Here is a 17,674-nt window from a genome sequence, read left to right as displayed (position 1 = left end):
AATGATATAGAATAAGGAGGGTATATAATGAAACATATATACCCCCTTATTCTATATCTCTTGCCTGCTTTATTTAAGTAACGTTAAAAGCCCTTGAGGGATCATGTTCGCCTGGGCAAGCATGGCTTCCCCGGATTGAGCTAAGGTCGACAACAATGTGTAATGAGCCATCTCCGAAGCAAAATTAACATCCATAATTTGAGAATAAGCAGCCTTAGTATTTTGTCCTTCGGTCTGTAAATTGCCCAATATCTGAGTTACTCTGTTTTGATACGAACCGAGCTGACCACTCATTCCTGCAACCTGAACATTTGCGGCCTGAACTGCGCTGAGTGCCGTTAAGGCATCGGAATTACTCGACAGGTCGACGTTATTAACCGGAGAATAAACAGTAGCAAACGATGAACTGGCCGAGGCACTGGTTATCCCATCCGTTGCCAAGTTGATAGTCGTAACTCCTCCGGAAGCCGTTGCGGAATAATAATTAATTCCTGTTAAAGAAATGAATTCGGTAGCGGTATAGGCAGTTGTTGCCGAACCCGTAAGATATATCGTCCCTGCATCTTCTCCCAACTGAGAAGACTGCGCCCCGCTGATGGTTACCGCTATTTGATTAGTAGCAGTAGCCGCGTTATAGCCTATTTGAAAACTAAAAGCACTTGCAGCCGTATTGTACGGAATAGAACCTGTGCCGCTCGGCACGTTTATATATGGATTGCCGCCGTTGGCATTTAAAAGATGCAATCCGTTAAACTGATTGGACTGGGAAATCTGTGTTATTTCCGAAGCCAACTGATAATATTCACTAGTAAGAGCCTTTAAATCCTGACTGCTTTCCGTTCCGTTTGCCGCCTCCGTCGCCAACGTCTGCATGGTTCCGAGCATTCCCTGAATAGTGGAAAGACCGCCGGAAGCAATAGAAACCAATGAATTGGCATTGTTAGAGTTTCTGGTTGCCTGACTGATACCGAGGCTTGAAGAATTTAACCCTTGGGCAATTTGATAACCTGCAGGATCGACATATGCCCCGGTGATTCTTAAACCGCTGGACAACCTGTCTAACGAGGTTGATAAAGAATTAGAAGTATTTTGAAGATTGTTTTCCGCAACGATTGCGGACTGATTTGAATTGATAAATAAACCGCTATACATTTTTTTATCCTCCGTGATAAATTATTTCGGCATCCGTGCCAAAATTATTAATTTGTAAAAATTAGTGCCCTTGCTTTATATTTTCTATTCACCTCCTTTTTGACCTATTTTTTCAGACTAATGCAACGACAACTAACCTTCTCTTTCATTAAAGTATCGTCAAATTTTTAATTAAACTTTAATTTTTTATTTTGTTCCATAAAAAAATCTCTATTTCACCCGAGACGCCCGACAGGGTTAACCCTTCCGTATAGATTGTCATATTCGCTTTCCCGTAAAATTTTTCTCTTTCACCGAGTTTATCCTCAATCTCTTTTTCGCTAAAACCGTCCTTCCCCAAAACGGGTCTATGTCTTTCACTCTGTACCCTGCCGTAAATCGCTTTGCTGTCCGCCTTGAGATATATTATAAACCCTATATTCTCAAGTATTTTCATGTTATCGTTAAACACAGGCATTCCTCCGCCCGTGGAAATTATCCACGGTTTATTCCGCCCGCTTATTATTAAGCCTTCCGAATCCGATGTGGTATCGATATATCTCGTAACAACATTCAAAATATCGTCTTTGTCTTCTCTTATATCTCTTAATATTTTACCCTCTATGTCCCTGAAATAATCCTCTCCCTTTTGTGCGAATATTTCGCTTATGTCGATACCCTCACAACTTTCTATCAGAAAATCCGTATCTATAAAGTTTAATCCGGAGTTTTTCGCCAAAAGCCTACCGACCTCGGTCTTTCCCGCTCCCATAAATCCTATTAAAATAATATTTGTTTCCATTTTAAAATTTTATTTAATTTATTTTTTCGCATTTGTTTACAAAATCATCTATACTTTTAGTCCATCCTTCATAATTGCGCCTAATCTCCTCAAGACCGTCTCCTCCGAACTTTTTTAAAAAGAACAGGCAAATAGAAAAAGATAATGCGGCTTCCGCGACTATTGAGGCGGCCGGAACGGCGCAAACATCGGAACGCTCACGAAACGCCTTTTTAGCCTCGCCCGTTCTTAAATCCGTAGTATCTAAATACGGCTTCATGAGCGTAGGAATCGGCTTCATCGCACACCTGACGCTTATAACCCCTCCGTTGGACATTCCGCCCTCTATGCCCCCTGCATTATCTGTCTTTCTGTAATAAACTTTTTTAACATCGTCGTAGTAAATAGAATCCTGATACTTTGAGCCCTTTATGAAAGCCGACCTCACCCCTGACCCTATTTCGACGCTTTTAATAGCCTGAATACTCATCAAAGACATAGCAATATGGGCATCTAATTTCTCGTCCCACTGCGTAAAACTCCCGAGCCCTACCGGAACGCCTACTGCCTGAGCGGCTATCAATCCCCCCACCGTATTCCCTTCCGCCTTCATTTTGTCTATCGCAGCCTTTACCCTGCTTTCCGATTCGGGATAAGGCATTCTTAGTTCGGATTTTCTAACGTTTTCAACGATATCACCATCAAAAAGATTGATTTCGGTATCAATGTGCTCTTCTCCATTATAAGATATGTGGTTTTTTACATTAACCTCGCCTATATCAAGTACCGCCGAAGAAAACTCTATGTCGAAGTCCCTCAACAATATTTGACATATTGCCCCTACCGCCACTCTTGATGCGGTCTCCCTTGCACTAGAACGTTCTAAGACATTTCTTATATCGTCAAGACCGTATTTTAACGAGCCGGCAAAATCGGCATGTCCCGGCCTCGGAATATGTATCTTATTTTCTCCGGGAATAGGTTTATATACGTCCATTCTGCCCCGCCAGTTTTCGTAATCCTTGTTTTTTATAAAAAACGAAATAGGAGAGCCGGTCGTATATCCACCCCTGACTCCGGATAAAAACTCGATCTTATCCGTCTCTATTTTTTGCCTTGCGCCCCTTCCGTAACCAGACTGTCTCAGCCTCAGCTTTTCGTTTATAAAATTCTCGTCAATCTTGACCCCTGCCGGAAAATTATCCATTATAGTTATGAGTCCCTTTCCGTGAGATTCGCCCGCCGTCAAAAATCTTAGCATATATTCTCCATTACCCCTCAATCATAGCATAGGCATTATGATTATGAATGCTTTCAAAGTTTTCGGCCTCAACCCTGAACCATTTTATGCTTTTGTTTTTTTTAAGGATATCCGCCGCGCACCTTACCACATCCTCGACAAACATAGGATTTTCATAAGCACGTTCCGTTACGAACCGTTCATCCGCTCTCTTTAAAAGTGAGTATATCGGAGCGCTAGCGCACGATTCTATATCGGCTATTATATCCTCAAACCAGATCAATTTAGAAAATTCAAGTGAAACCGAGACTACTCCCCTTTGATTATGTGCGCCATATTTTGATATCCCCTTAGAACAAGGGCATAGCGTATTTACCGGCACTTTAATCCCGATAATAATGACGCTCTCATCCTCATTGCCTTTTTCTGCGTTCTCATAGTCCGATTTTTTACTCTCAATAGTGCCATTATAACGACAAATATACTCCATCAGGCTTTTTTTCTTACTGACCGGGGCGGTTTTTTCTATAAAATAAGGAAATTCTATTTCTACAGATGCCGAACCGGCATTTAGAACCCTCTTGATTTTCCTTAAAATATCGGGAAACTTGATAATGCTTATCTCTCCCCTATATTCATTTAAAACCTCAAGAAAACGGCTCATATGCGTCCCCTTAAAATAATGGGGAAGATCGACGTACATATTGATATTAGCTATGGTATGCTGAAGATATTTTTTTTTATCAAGGACAGAAATAGGATAATGAAGATTTTTTATCCCGACTTTATCTATAGCTATTCCTCTTTTATCCTTTGAATTTTGGACATCAATAAACATTGCTGTATTTTAACAAAAAACACACGCTTAAGCAACGTCAAGAAATGATCAACCCTTAATAATTCTAGGCGTAATGAATATCAAAAGTTCATCCTTCGAATAACTGATGTTTCTGGACTTAAAAATCCAGCCGAGTAACGGAATATCCATAAGTCCGGGAATTCCGTTATTGGAAACGGTCTTGCTTAGCTGATAGACGCCGCCGATTACCACGGTTTGCCCGCTCTTGATTATAACGGTAGAATTTGCACTTTCGGTGTCTAACGTCGCCTGCGCACCGGAAATAGGTGGAGCAATCGTATTATTGGTGGAACTTATAACGAGTTTAACATTACCGTTAGACATAATATGTGGTGTTATTTTAAGTGCAATTTGCGCGGTAATTGCCTGCGGGGCCGCAGTCGCGCCGACGCCGGCAACACCCGGCAGATATAATGTCTGTCCTTTTTCGATAGTCGCCGTCTGATTATTAAGGACTACTATCTTCGGCGAAGCAATAGACTTTGCTTTAGATAAGCTTTCAAGAGCATGCAACGTTACATTTATACTGGCATATTGATTCAATATCCCCATGGAAAACGTCCCCGGACTGGCTTGAGTTGTAAGAGTGGGGCTTAGTCCTGGACCTGACGGAGAGCCTGTCGTTTCTCCCCCAAAATAATTAGGCGTTACTGCGGCGTTGGAAGAAGTCGGAGCACTGCCCAGATAACTTCCGCTCCAATTTATTCCTAATTGCTCCGAATAGTTTTTATTAACCTCTACCATTTTTGCTATAATCTCTACCTCGGGGGTTCTTTTATCCAACATACTTACTAACTTTTCCGCCCTCGCTACACCGGAGGGAATATCGCGTATAAGCAAGGCATGTAAGGATTTATCGTACATAACCTTGCCCTCCGGACTTAGCACCGTCTTAACTTTTGGCATAAGTCCCGTTATGCTCACATAGTTTACCGGTATTATTTTTGTTATCTTACGTTCCGAAATTGCCCTTGCCTTTTTTTCCGCGGAAACAACCGAAGCTATCGTTTCGGATGAATTTATATAATATATTCCGTCCTTTTTAACCATACCCAGACCGTATGCCTCCATAACGACAGACAAGATATCTTTAAGAGGGATATTGGTCATTTTCATCGTAACGGTACCTTTAACGTTAGAGCCAATCAAAACGTTCATATTGGAAATTTTTGCTATCATCCTTATTACATCAGTTACACTTGCATTCTGAAAATCAAAACTGACCTTCATATCCGTCGGATCTACAAAAAGTTTCTTAACCGTTTTGTGTATAGTTTGCGTTTGTCCGTTGCCTGCATGAACAAACCGGGCATTACCGGAAAGCATCCCCGCATACGTAATTGGAACGGAAATAAAAAACGGAGACAGAAAAAATATAATAACCGGCAGTAAATATGTTATGAATTCAGACTCTCGTTTTTCCATCATTGTTTCCTCTTTTATTTTATCTTTAATTATTATTTTATATTCATAACAACGCCTTCGCTCCGCATCTGCCCGATAGCATTATATGTCCTCTCGACTAACTTTACCCCATTGCCGTTTATTGACATCACCCTTGCCCTATCCACTCCAACAATCGAACCTACGGTAATGATATATGACCTGCTGCCCGGTGTCTTGACCATTGCGAAATATTTTCCCTTCCTTTCTATAATCCCCACTATTTTTAAAGAGGACAAACTGTACTGAAGAAGCGGCAATTCCCCTACTTTAAACGAAGTAATATGCTTTCTCGTATATAAAAACGTCTGAAAAGGATTTCCGCTTAAAACATAAGGATAAACCATTTGCGACTGAGATCTTGCAAAAGATTTTATCGGCGAACGCAAGAAGCAGTAAGTCGTTAATATAATCGTGAATGCCAAAAGCGAAATAATTTTCATTAATCGCGCCTCCTGTATTTTTTTGCCCGTCCCGTATGCTTGACCGAAGAAACCCCTATAAAAGAAAAAGCCGTCCCCTTGAATCTAACCGAAATTTTATGCCCCTTAGACGTCCTTGACATGGAGACATCGTGAACATCGACTATCCTTTTCATACTTGCAAGCTTATAGAAAAACTTATAAACATTATGAAAATTTCCACTAATACTCATTGAAAACGGTACCTCTTCATAAAACCCCTTGGCAACCGGCTTTTCCGGTTTGAACATTTTCAGATTAAGCGAAAGAACCTTTTCATAGTTCGAAATCTCCATTAAAAACTGAGGTATATTTTTTTTTGACGGTAATTCTAAAAGCAGAGAGGCAAATTCTTCCTTTAACTTTTTATCTCGTTTTAACAAAACGGGATAGCTTTTGACCAGCTTTATATAAGATTTATATCTTGTCGTTACACCCGTCAAAATTGTTTCTCGTTGCGATAGTTTGGTCTGTAGTCCGGAATAAACGGAATAATAATAAATTCCTATTATTACGATAAACAAAACCACGCTTATTGCCGCCAAAAAAACCGCCGGATTTCTAAAATCCATTTTAAATTGAAGTTTTTTAAAAGCCATTTTCACCGCCTCAACGATTTATCGTTGTCCGCCCTGATAAAACCTTAATACCCTTTACGGACAACCTTAGACTAAAATTTTGAAGCTTTAACCCCTGTTTTTTAACTTCAGAGGTCTGAACTAAATTTATATTATCGAAAAATCCGGTATTTTCTAAATTTTTCATAAATATCGATACTACCTGACCGTCTAACGCTATTCCGCTTATGCGCATATTGCCGTTAGTCGATTTTAAGGAATTAATCCATGAAAATTTTGGAATCGCACTCGTAATGTAATAAACATAACCTATGGGACCCATCTGCTCTTTTTTTAAAGCCTTTATGATATTAATCTTTTGAAAAATTTCCGATTCTCTCTTTCTTATTGTGTTTACCGCCCGAACTTTCGGCATCAGCATCGCTACCCTGCCGTTATAAATCTTTATGCTTTTGTTTACGCCGCTGATTCTCGACTCGACTGAAGACTGCAAAAAAAATATCGCTGCGGCGGCAATAACAACCGGAACTATAAAATAAATCGGCAAACCGCCCATTTTTATTTTAACCTTTATCTTCTTAGATTTTTTATTTAAATTAATTTTGATCAATTTATCATGCTCCCCCTTTTACGCCCCTTAATGCCAATCCTACTGCCACGCCAAAAAAATGACTGTTATCGTCCATAGCATTCCCTTTAAAAAGCAAATTTCTAAAGGGATTAATGACGACAGACGCTATGTTAACCTTATTTTCTATATCTTCTAAAATACCGGCTAATCTGCCGGAACCGCCGGCAAGATAAATTCTCTTGGGATACTGTTTATCATTATTTGCGGCAAAATAGTCTATAGTTCTCTGAATTTCCGTAGTAATTCTCGATAGTATCATATTTAGATAAATTGAGTAATTAGCCTGAAAATCCGGATTCATGTTGTCGATATTTCCCGTCTTCATATTTTCAGCGGCGTTCACGTCTATCTGAAATTTCTTCGCTATTTCTTCCGTAATATTAGAGCCGCCGATGGGTATATCCCTTCTAAATAAGTTTAATCCTTTTTGAACGATATGGACATTCGTTTCTGAAGCTCCTATTTTTACAATGGATACCAGTTCGTCGAATTCCTCCGGATAATTGAAGTTAAACATGTTTTCTACCGCTATGCAGTCAACATCCACGATATGAGGATTTAATCCGCATTCATGAATAAAATCTATCTGATTTTCGATAATATCCTTTTTTCCAGCTATTATCATTATCAAATTATTATTTGGGTCGTTGGGGGAATCTCCGAGTATTACGTAATCGAAAAAAACTTCTTTGATGTCATAAGTGATAAATCTTTGAGCTTCATAGTAAATAGAGGAATCAATCTCTCTCGCTTTCATTTTGGGCATTTCTATCGTTTTTATTATAACATGCTTGCACGGTATTCCAATTACAACCTTTTTTTCTTTAATACCGAGTTTGGAAAGGGAAGTTTTTATGTAGGAAGCAACGGAGGCCTTGTCGTTCACGATACCGGCATTAACCGCGCCGATAGGTAAGTCAATGATGTCAAGACTCTCGGCATAATATTTATGACCGGATTTAGATATTTCAAGCACCTTAACGGAACTTGAACCGATATCTATTCCCACGCCTATTTTTGAACCGAGACCCAATTTAAAAGCCATATCAACCCCGCCGGCATTAAATGTATATAAAGTTTATTCAATTCAAACGCTAAAGCAACGAGCTAAAATACATCATCTTTTATTCAAACATTTGTTAAAATACACTGATATAATCGGTTGATATAATTAAGATACCTGTAATTATCCTTATTGTCAAGTTTTTTTATTATTTTTTATAAAAATCGTTAAACTAAAAATAATTGGTTTAATTATAATCTTAAAAATCGTATAATGTTTTTAAAAAATATAACAAACTATGAATAAAAACAAAAAAATTTCATATTCTCTTATCGCCGCACTGATAATTCTTTTTATAATCAGACTCATACTAACCACAAAGGTTGATCTTATTCCGGAAGAAACTTATTACTGGCAGTGGTCGAGACATCTATCGCTGTCATACTACGATATGTCTCCGATGGTTGCTTATACGATAGCGCTAACAACGTTTTTCGGCAAGTTTAATTCACCGTTTTTTGTGAGATTGGCGGCACCGGTAATCTCATTATTGCTTTCCGTTTTTGTATTTATCGCATTAAAAAAAATAACCGGCAAGACTCTGCCTTCATTGTTGTGGGCAGTTCTCTTGAATGCCATCCCTATTTTTAATGTCGGCTCTATCTTAATTGTTTACGGCAACCTGCAAATGCTGTTTTTTTCACTGACAATACTGTTATTGCTATATCTGATCCTAACAGGTAAGGACTATTACTGGTATTTCATAGGAATTTTCACCGGATTGGCTCTTCTAAGTAAATATACGGCTGTTTTTATTTACTTGATAATATTTATTTTTCTCATTTTAAGTAAAAAATACCGCGGACATTTCTTGAAAAAGGAACCGTATTTGGCATTTTTGATATCCGTAATTTTATTCGCCCCTGTAATAATATGGAATTATTTTAACGATTTTGTGTCCTTAAGACATATTTTGACATTATCCGGGGGTTATCAAAATTTTAGCGTTTTTTTATCGAATCTTTTGCTGTTGTTCGGTTCACAGGCGGGTATAATCTCGCCGTTCATCTTTATTATTATCTTGGTTTCAATTTTTTTGGGTATATATTTTGGATTAAAGGAAAGAAACGACGTATATATCGCGCTCTCTACCGCTTCTCTCGTTCCCCTTTTATATTTTGTATATCAATGCACAAAAACGACGGTTCAACCTAACTGGCCGGTATTTCTATATTTTCCGGCTTTTCTGCTGTCTTTTTTAATGACCGTCAGGTTATATTATCATATAAAATCGGATAAAATGAAAAAGATTATGGTTTATTTTTACGCGGTTTCGTTTTTAACCGGGCTTACATTTTCCGTGATTATTTTTATGGAACCCTATTATCCTCTCATTAACATTAAAGTCAATAAAAGCCCCGTAAGAAATATACTGGGATGGAAAAAAACGGGTAGGGAAATAGACAAAATCCTTACGATGCACAAAAAAGACGACCTGCTTATAGCCGGAAGAAGATTCCAGATAGCAAGCGAACTTGCGTATTACGTCAAGGGAAGACCGCAGACATATTCGTTTAATTATTTTATAAGAGACAATGAATATTCATTCTGGAATAATTTTAAAGACAAAAAAGGAAGAAACTTTCTTTACGTAATAGATACAAAGTATGGCAAACATATAGAGAAAAAATTATGCCTTAATTTTAAGAATTGCTCTCTTATAGAAAAATTGGATATAAGAAACAAAAACAACAAAAATATAAGAACTATCAAAGTCTATATATTAAAAGATTTCTTATATAAAGATAAATATATATTCGGAAAATTCTCTTCAATGGAATTCTAAGCGCCGGATATCCGTCCCGATAAATACCGGTTTTACGTTAACGGCGCCCTTTCCGTTTGGGTTTTTTAAAAATCTTTTTCCCGGAGTATCTTTATGGGTCCGGAAATCATATCCTTAATTTCGGCTTCTTTATCGGAAAACCCGAAAGCTAAAGCCATTAACTGCGTAAGATAAACAACCGGAAGCTCTGAATCTTTTCCGAATTTTTCGACTATTTTAGGTTGGTTTACGTCTAAGGCTCCAGCACATTTCGGGCATATGGTCACTATAACGTCTGCGCCGGCTTTTTTTGCCTTAGAAAGAGTTTGCGAACACAACGCAAATGATGTTTCTTCATCTTGAACCACGTTTCTGCCACCGCAACACTGAACCTCATTACCATAGGAAACAGTCTCTGCACCTATGACCTCAAGAAAATCATGCATAAACCTCGGCCTTTCCGAATTATCCATTTTAGGGTCTTTATCCGTAAAAGTGTACATAGACGGCCTGGAGTAAAGACACCCGTAATACGGCGCAACCTTCAAACCCTTCAGTGGTTTTACAGTATTTTTCTTTGCCTCTTCCGTTCCCTTTTCATTATATAAAAATTCCAGAAGATGCCTTACTTTGCCGTCCGGCACAAACTCGTCTTTCGTTTCTCCGGCTTCATTGAATATTGAATTAACCGCTTCCAACTCATTTTTGTTTTCTCTCACTCTTGCAATAGACCTACTAATCTCGTGATAGCACACGGAGCAAGCCATAACCAAATCTTTTGAACCCAGTTTGGATTTTGCAAGCATCATGTTTCTTAGAGACAGATATATAGAAACCGCACCCTTCGATTTCATTTCGCCGATCCCGCAGCAATTATAATCCGGTAATTCTACGAGCTCTACGCCCATCTTCTTAGATACAAGCTTGGCACTACTGTTATATGCCCTATCTATCGTAAGCAAGGCGCATCCGGGATAGTATGCCGCCTGATTTTCCTTTAACATATCCATTAAGACCCCCGTTGATTAGTTCTTTATTATTCTATAGTTTTACCATGTTTAATTTTTTTCAATAGTATCTACTTCCTTCAAATAGCCTTCTATAGCCTGCCTTGATTTTTTCCAGCCATGAGGCTTACCGAGTTGCAATAAGGAAAAAGCCCTTCCGTCTTTCACCATTTTCAAAACGGCTCCCCCCTCTATCCTGTCTACAAGCTCCTTGGTTCTCCCCATTTTGCGCATTGACGAGATATGAAGTTTTGCCAGATCCAATCTCCCGTTTCCCAATATCATGTCTTCATATATCTTTTTAACATCCTCATCAACTTTCAGCTTGCTTTCGACCTCCTTGGGAAAATACTTTTTCATTACAAGCGCAAGGGCTTCCATCATCTCAGCCGGATTGACCTGCTTGGGACATCTCTGCGAGCATTTATAGCATCCGACACACCGCCATGCTACATCCACATACTTTTTTAACTCTTTCATGTTGCCCAGCTGCATCATATAAATAAACGCTCTCGGATTAAATCTTCGATATAAAGGAGTGACCGTACAGCTTGCCGTACACATCCCGCACTGCCAGCATCGATTTATTCTTGAACCGACAACGGTTTTCTTAATCTCGCTAAAAAACGACCTGTCAAACTTGGAATTAACCCTCGAAAAAATAAACGTATTCCACCTACCCGAAACATCAACCCCGTCAATAACCAAATTCTTTTCTTCTTTAATGTAATCATCTTCAATCAGATGTCTCGCTATGATATGTTCACCTTTTGCCGCAACCGGTCTTTTTTCCTGCTCTTTCAAAGCCATAAGCCCCCCATTAATAACCCGATAAATCCTTAATTTATAATTTAAATATCCGTCATATATGCGCTGCTCTGCTAACCGACGGCTTCGGTTTCAAATAGTTCCAATTTTTCGACCCCCAGCAGCTTTTTCATTAAAGTAAAACCCTCAGGCACGCCGATAGATAAAGACTTGGATTCGGCATACACCATTTTATAAACATAATCCGAATACATGTAGCTTAAAAGAATATCGACTCCGTAAGGCGGTTCTACGGCAAAGCCATTCTTGTTGGATAACTCGTATAAATAATCCACTTCGTCTCTCATTTCCATGATGCTGAACGGCATAATATAAGGGTTTCCGTCCCACGTCCTCTTTAAAAAATCAGCCATATAAGGCAGGCATCCGGTCCCGTTATCCTGCCTATAAACCCACGATGTCCATAAAACGTTTTTATCGGGTTCATAAAAATGCAAGACCTCCATGGCTATATCTCTTTTAACGATAATGTTTTCGTAGATAAACGACTCTAAAAACCTACCTAATCTAATTTCCGTAGATTTTTTAAAATCGCTTAAACAGATAAACCCCTTGCTAAGACTGCCGACGTCAACCGTGTCTATGATTTTTTCCCTATGTCTTCTCACGGAAAAAATTAACGACAATATCTTATCAAATTCGCTTTTACCCAACTTTTCATTTTGAACATCCGATAAAAACTCTCTGACAATTTCCGTCTTTCTACTCAAAAGATTATTAAATAACCGTATTTTATCGTCCGGTAAATTATCTCTTATGATTTCAAAAAACTTTTCCTCATATCTTTTGTCTATCTTATTATTTTTTAAAATATACGGCATAAAAATTATACATTATTTGTTTTTAACTGCATATATATAGGCATCCATTGCGGCAGCGCCGCCTTCAACGATTGAATCGGAAATAGCCTTGGGTCCGGTGCATGCACCCGCCAAAAATACACCCTCTTTATTAGATTTAAAGGGTGCCAATGTTACGTTTTGCGGCTTTAAAAAACCGTGCTCATTAAGCTCTAATCCTATTTTATCAACCATTTCAGAAGACTGCGGTCCGCCTTCCATGCCCGAGGCTAAAACTACCATGTCAAAAGGAATTTCGAACGGTCCCCTTAAAAGCGTATCTTCGCCTTTGCATATAACAGTATTATTCGGACCGGACGTAATCTCTGCAATTCTTCCCTTAACTATCTGGACATCATGTTCTTCCATAGCCTTCCAGTATAAATCCTCGAAAAATCCGTAAGTCCTAATGTCCATATAAAATATATAAGCGTCACAATCTGGAAAACGCTCCCTTAATTCAATAGCCTGCTTGACCGAAACGGTACAACATACACGCGAACAATATTGATTCCCAACATGCCTGTCTCTTGAACCTACGCATAATATAAACGCGACATTCTTCGGAGGCTGCCCGTTTGACGGTCTGACAAAATTATTCTCACCCATCATTCTTTCCAAATCCTTAATATCTATCACGTCATCAAATAATTGATAGGAATATTTTGCGTCTCTCGCCGGATCAAAATGTTCGAAACCGGTAGCAATGATAACCGAATCAAAGGTTTTAGTCTCACTTGCATCCGGCGATTTTATCGTTACATTAAACTTCTTTTCGTTTTCTTTAAAATTAGAAACATTCGAAGAATAATATACTTTTATACCGTCGTTCTCCTCTGCCCTTTTGATTAGTTCGCCGATAACATCATCCGCCGGCTGCATGTCGGGAAATAAAAATTTATACTTAAATTTTTTAGGGTTTCCGCCCAAAAACGAATCTCTTTCAACCAAACTGACGTTTACACCGATATTTGCAAGCGTAACCGCCGAATGCAACCCCGCCGGCCCTCCGCCCACCACTAAAATATTTTCAGCCATATAAAATCCTCCGAAGTTATTTATATTATTTATTAGTTTTAACCTTTGTTTGTTCTTCCGGATATTCGTATAAATTAACGGTCTTTCCCCCTGCTCTCAATTCTTCCAAATAAGCCTTGTATTCATCTTCCGATTTTTTCCAATCTATTCCTATCTTTTCACATAACGGTCTCCAGTCTGTCGTATGCCATTGAAGCTGAACGATTTTATACACGTCGGCTCCACAAGCCAAAGCGGCAAACATAACGTCCGACATAACGGGAACCTGTTCAGTATAACCCATAGCCTTTCCTATCCACTGATTTTTATCCAATGTAGTGGTACAACCGGTATCCTGTGTGATGCAGAGATCGGAATGTGCTTCTCTGACCATAGGTCTGATTTTTCTATCCATGACAAACGACCTGGATGCCTCCCTCTCCGTCAAAATATGCCTAAAACCGAATCCACAGCAGTCGTACCAAGTCGAATAATCTGCTACCTGAGCGCCGAGAGCAAGCGCAACACCTGTGGAAATAGCAGTTCTTTTCCCTCCATAAATCTCTTTATCATAGATACAGTCTTCGGGAATCATCTTATAAGCATGACAGGCGGGATGAACCGTTACTATAACATTGCTTAAATCGTATTTTTTTAATTTGGCTATTTCGAAACGCAAGACGTGAAGCCACTCGCTATAATGCACGATATATTCGGGAATGACGAGCTCTCTGCCTATTTTATGCATTATTCTTTTGACCTCGTCTCTTAGTTCTTTATGCTCAATTAACATATTCCGCATTTCTTTGTAATCGCCGAAAGTAGTAGCACAATGAAACAGCGGAAATAGCCCCAGCTCGTATGCTCTATGCCAGTTTCTGACGGCAACCGCCGCAAGCCCGACCGGATTTGATGTACCGGAGCCATGATAGTTCCAAGCGGTACACGACGTCTGATTTCTTTCATCTACATACTCTAAGCCCAATTTATTCATAAACCAAAGAATGGATACCGGATAACCGGGGATATTTCCACACTGTCCACATGATTTATGATGCCATAATTTATTTGTGGGAATCTTCTTTTTCCAGCCCAATAAGGTTTCGGCTTCGATAGGCTTATTCTCTTCTTTTATGTGTATAACCTTAACCTCACCCTTCGCTTCAAGTTCTAAAAGCCGTTCATGAATATCTTCAAGTTTTCTTCCGGCGACATGGACATAATCGGATTTAACGCCGGCAAGACCCATTCTGTTATTAATTTCAATAGCCATATATATTATCTCCCGCTATGTAGGTTATAATTATAATGCATTTTTATTAAGAGTTTCTGACGTCATCGACAATATCCTCGATAATTTCATACAGCGACGGGTCGACACTTTCAATGATTTTAAATACGCCCGCTTCGTCGAAAATATCATATAACTCTTTCATTGCTTCGGGCGCTACATCCCATGCTAAATTTGTCACCTGCAACGTCGGCATGGGAATTGCCTTTCTTTTTATGGCAAGGTCGGCAGATGCATAGCCTATATGTGGTCCCCAGTCCGGAAAAAAATCCGGCTGAATCATATCCGACGATAGTTGGTTGCCGTAAGCCGTAAGTTTTAAAAGAACTCTCGAATAGGGCTTTAAGACCTTTTTTGCAGATTCCAAACCCCTCCTTACCGCAATCTCTCTTAGTATTGCAATGATTCCACCCGGACTGTTTAAAAAAGGACATATCATAGCACATGTAAAACACTGAAAACATGCCCAGACATATTCATCCATCATTGCCCAAATAAGTTCCGGATCTTTAGACTTCATCTTTTGAAGAACTATCCGAGGAGAAAAATCAAAAAACCTGTGCGGAGGACATCCGCCGGAACATACGCCGCAGTTTAAACAGCCCCTCACATATTCTTCATATCTAAAATCCTTCTTCGCCTCTTCAAAAATTTCCTTTTTAAATTCAGAGGGGACGATACTCACGCCATTCTCGTCATATTCCATAGATTACTCCCGCTTTATTGTTTTTATTGTTTATAACAGGCAACCGAAATACACGGTAAAACTAATCAGATCTTTGCCGTATGCTATTGATGGTATCATAATAAATCCAAAAGTCAAATAAACACAAAAAACGAAAATTGACTTCAAAGTCATTGTGCTATATAATTGATTTTTATGGCACGGAATAATAACGTCAACGGTGAAACTACACCCGCCTCGATAAAAACGCTTCTAATCGCAATACTTTCTATCGTTGCCCTTGCGGATTTCGGACTCGGATTAAATATCGTAGTACTTCCCCTTTATGCAAAAAGCCTCGGGGCAAGCATAATTACCATAGGCTTGATAATAGCATCGTTTGGTTTAGCCCGCATATTTATTAATATTCCTATAAGCATAATCAGTAAAAAACTTAATTCGCAGTATATCCATATAGGCATGCTGTTTATTCTGACGGGTGCAATAGGATATTTTCTCTCTACGGCATATTACCAGTTATTTATTTTTAGGTTTCTTGAGGGCTTCGGTTCCGGCATTATAAATACGTCTTTGATGATAATCCTTACGAAGCGCCTTCATCAGAATAAAAAAAGAGCGAAGATTTTAAGCAGATATATGATAGCAAGGAGGCTTTCTATGGGTTCAGCTCCTTTTCTCGGTGCAATAATAGCCTATAAATTTTCTGATAAAACCACTTTTTTACTTTACGCGATTATAATGGTGATAGGGTCTATAATTGCCTTTTATAACAGGAAACTCTTAACTATCGCAAACTTGGACAAACTAAGAGACCGGAACGATTCAAAGCCGAAAAAGCCGGAAATCAAACGCGCCGTTATTCCTTTGTGGGCTAAAATTAAATCCCTTCGCTTCAAAAAATACTCTGCCCTTCTTTATAATTTTAACTTTATGATGCTGTGTTTTTTAACGTTTTCTTTTTTCTTTTCCCGAATAGGCTCGAGAAGGGAATTGGTGCCGCTTGTCGGCTATAGCGTTATGAGCTTAAATAAGGCGGATATAGGGCTGCTCGTATCGATATCCGCCATAATCGGCGTAACTCTGACATATTATTCGGATAGGGTAATACGAATAATGGGTATTAAAAAATCTATAATAGCATCGTTTGTTATAACCGTAGCCGGCATATTAAGCTTTATAGTATTTCAAAATATCGTTACATTCAGTCTTTCGATTGTTTTATTAAGTGCAGGGGGTGGTTTTTCCGGTCCGGCAAAAAACCTTTATCTCATGGACAGCGTGGACAAAAGTCATTATGACGAAGCAATAGGTATTTACAGAACTTTAAGCGATTTAGGGTTCATCCTGGGGCCGTTTGCCGCAGGGGCGGTATTTTATTACTTCAATTATCTGTCCGCATATAGCCTAATTGCGCTTATTCTTATTTTGGCTGCCGTTCTATTCGGTTTCTTTTCAAAATCCTTTGAACCCGATGTAAAATATTAAAATATCCGGCGTGAAATTCCTCGGCTCACTCGGATTATTAAACCGATCCGTTCAGAAATACATCAAAAAGTACTCAATTGTTATAAATGAATTGAAAATTGAATTTTCAGCATAGAAAGTATCAACATTAATGCAACAATTTATATTGACATTGTCCATACAAAGACATATCATGGAGCATTAAAATGGGCCGTTTACTAAGAAAGGATATAAAACTAAATTTACCATATATAAACAAAAAAACAAACCGTTTTGAAAAGGGGTAAAAACAATAAATAATACTAATTTTATAGACAAAGAGAAAAGGCAATAATGGAGTATCTAAATAATAAGGATATAGATTCGGTTGAGAACGATAAAAAAAATATTGAAGATCCCGAAAGTACTGCAAAAAGCCATATCGAAAGACAAGATAAGAAGATAACGCTCAGAATTTCCGAGAGCGAATTAAATAGGATAAAACTGATTGCCTCCAAAGGAGGCTTGCGGTATCAGACATTCATTAAGAGTATTTTGCGTCAATACATGGATAAAGACAAGGATTACAACTAACCCGATAAATTTTGACAA

18 protein-coding genes are annotated in these 17,674 nt (G+C 38.7%); 3 read left to right on the top strand and 15 right to left on the bottom strand.

From position 1 onward, the window contains the following. Nucleotides 1–69 precede the first annotated feature (69 nt). The 9 genes from ACMCNP_RS07990 to pilM form a co-directional block, all read right to left on the bottom strand. A complete protein-coding gene (locus ACMCNP_RS07990) occupies nt 70–1,152 on the bottom strand; it encodes a flagellin N-terminal helical domain-containing protein (RefSeq protein ID WP_419316155.1) in 1,083 nt (360 codons plus the stop codon). A gap of 178 nt (nt 1,153–1,330) precedes the next feature. Then, the gene (locus tag ACMCNP_RS07985; RefSeq protein WP_419316153.1) at nt 1,331–1,933 is read right to left on the bottom strand and encodes a shikimate kinase; all 603 of its coding nucleotides are present in this window, start codon (nt 1,931–1,933) and stop codon (nt 1,331–1,333) included. Nucleotides 1,934–1,946: 13 nt separating this feature from the next. After that, nucleotides 1,947–3,173 carry a chorismate synthase gene (gene aroC / locus ACMCNP_RS07980; protein WP_419316151.1) on the bottom strand — a complete coding sequence of 409 codons (1,227 nt, stop codon included), beginning with the start codon at nt 3,171–3,173 and terminating at the stop codon, nt 1,947–1,949. Nucleotides 3,174–3,183: 10 nt separating this feature from the next. Beyond that, on the bottom strand, nt 3,184–3,990 hold the full coding sequence (folE2, locus tag ACMCNP_RS07975) for a GTP cyclohydrolase FolE2 (protein ID WP_419316149.1): 807 nt from the start codon (nt 3,988–3,990) through the stop codon (nt 3,184–3,186). A gap of 48 nt (nt 3,991–4,038) precedes the next feature. Further along, nucleotides 4,039–5,439, bottom strand: a complete 1,401-nt coding sequence (pilQ, locus tag ACMCNP_RS07970) for a type IV pilus secretin PilQ (protein WP_419316147.1) — start codon at nt 5,437–5,439, stop codon at nt 4,039–4,041. Between the two features lie 29 nt (nt 5,440–5,468). Next, nucleotides 5,469–5,897 carry a pilus assembly protein PilP gene (locus tag ACMCNP_RS07965; RefSeq protein ID WP_419316145.1) on the bottom strand — a complete coding sequence of 143 codons (429 nt, stop codon included), beginning with the start codon at nt 5,895–5,897 and terminating at the stop codon, nt 5,469–5,471. Beyond that, nucleotides 5,897–6,514, bottom strand: coding sequence for a type IV pilus inner membrane component PilO (locus ACMCNP_RS07960; RefSeq protein WP_419316143.1), 618 nt, complete (start codon nt 6,512–6,514; stop codon nt 5,897–5,899). The genes ACMCNP_RS07965 and ACMCNP_RS07960 overlap by 1 nt, the downstream gene beginning before the upstream one ends. A gap of 10 nt (nt 6,515–6,524) precedes the next feature. After that, a complete protein-coding gene (locus ACMCNP_RS07955; RefSeq protein WP_419316141.1) occupies nt 6,525–7,103 on the bottom strand; it encodes a PilN domain-containing protein in 579 nt (192 codons plus the stop codon). Nucleotides 7,104–7,107: 4 nt separating this feature from the next. Continuing rightward, the gene (gene pilM / locus ACMCNP_RS07950) at nt 7,108–8,169 is read right to left on the bottom strand and encodes a type IV pilus assembly protein PilM (RefSeq protein WP_419316139.1); all 1,062 of its coding nucleotides are present in this window, start codon (nt 8,167–8,169) and stop codon (nt 7,108–7,110) included. 256 nt (nt 8,170–8,425) lie between these two features. Here pilM and ACMCNP_RS07945 point away from each other — a divergent pair, with 256 nt between their 5' ends. Next, nucleotides 8,426–9,973 carry an ArnT family glycosyltransferase gene (locus tag ACMCNP_RS07945; protein WP_419316137.1) on the top strand — a complete coding sequence of 516 codons (1,548 nt, stop codon included), beginning with the start codon at nt 8,426–8,428 and terminating at the stop codon, nt 9,971–9,973. Nucleotides 9,974–10,038: 65 nt separating this feature from the next. Here the strand turns inward: ACMCNP_RS07945 and ACMCNP_RS07940 are convergent, their stop codons facing one another. The 6 genes from ACMCNP_RS07940 to ACMCNP_RS07915 form a co-directional block, all read right to left on the bottom strand. Beyond that, entirely contained in the window at nt 10,039–10,962 is a 924-nt protein-coding gene (locus tag ACMCNP_RS07940; RefSeq protein WP_419316135.1) for a CoB--CoM heterodisulfide reductase iron-sulfur subunit B family protein, read from the bottom strand. A 48-nt stretch (nt 10,963–11,010) separates the two neighbouring features. Further along, nucleotides 11,011–11,769 carry a 4Fe-4S dicluster domain-containing protein gene (locus ACMCNP_RS07935; protein WP_419316133.1) on the bottom strand — a complete coding sequence of 253 codons (759 nt, stop codon included), beginning with the start codon at nt 11,767–11,769 and terminating at the stop codon, nt 11,011–11,013. A 71-nt stretch (nt 11,770–11,840) separates the two neighbouring features. Further along, nucleotides 11,841–12,608: a hypothetical protein gene (locus ACMCNP_RS07930; protein WP_419316131.1), complete on the bottom strand. Its 768-nt coding sequence runs from the start codon at nt 12,606–12,608 to the stop codon at nt 11,841–11,843. A 12-nt stretch (nt 12,609–12,620) separates the two neighbouring features. Further along, a complete protein-coding gene (locus ACMCNP_RS07925; RefSeq protein ID WP_419316130.1) occupies nt 12,621–13,664 on the bottom strand; it encodes a CoB--CoM heterodisulfide reductase iron-sulfur subunit A family protein in 1,044 nt (347 codons plus the stop codon). A gap of 25 nt (nt 13,665–13,689) precedes the next feature. Further along, nucleotides 13,690–14,892 (bottom strand): heterodisulfide reductase-related iron-sulfur binding cluster, encoded by a 1,203-nt coding sequence (locus ACMCNP_RS07920; RefSeq protein ID WP_419316261.1) that lies wholly within the window; start codon nt 14,890–14,892, stop codon nt 13,690–13,692. Between the two features lie 70 nt (nt 14,893–14,962). Next, the gene (locus ACMCNP_RS07915) at nt 14,963–15,640 is read right to left on the bottom strand and encodes a 4Fe-4S dicluster domain-containing protein (RefSeq protein ID WP_419316128.1); all 678 of its coding nucleotides are present in this window, start codon (nt 15,638–15,640) and stop codon (nt 14,963–14,965) included. Between the two features lie 174 nt (nt 15,641–15,814). Here ACMCNP_RS07915 and ACMCNP_RS07910 point away from each other — a divergent pair, with 174 nt between their 5' ends. Both ACMCNP_RS07910 and ACMCNP_RS07905 read left to right on the top strand, forming a co-directional pair. Beyond that, nucleotides 15,815–17,104 carry an MFS transporter gene (locus tag ACMCNP_RS07910; RefSeq protein WP_419316126.1) on the top strand — a complete coding sequence of 430 codons (1,290 nt, stop codon included), beginning with the start codon at nt 15,815–15,817 and terminating at the stop codon, nt 17,102–17,104. A gap of 312 nt (nt 17,105–17,416) precedes the next feature. Further along, complete coding sequence (locus ACMCNP_RS07905; protein ID WP_419316124.1) at nt 17,417–17,656, top strand: CopG family antitoxin; 240 nt, start codon at nt 17,417–17,419, stop codon at nt 17,654–17,656. Nucleotides 17,657–17,674: the final 18 nt, after the last annotated feature.

Source organism: Candidatus Acidulodesulfobacterium sp. H_13 (assembly GCF_048541835.1).
In the GTDB taxonomy this organism is placed as follows: Bacteria; SZUA-79; SZUA-79; order Acidulodesulfobacterales; family Acidulodesulfobacteraceae; genus QIJE01.
This window is presented reverse-complemented; position numbering and strand designations above follow the sequence as displayed.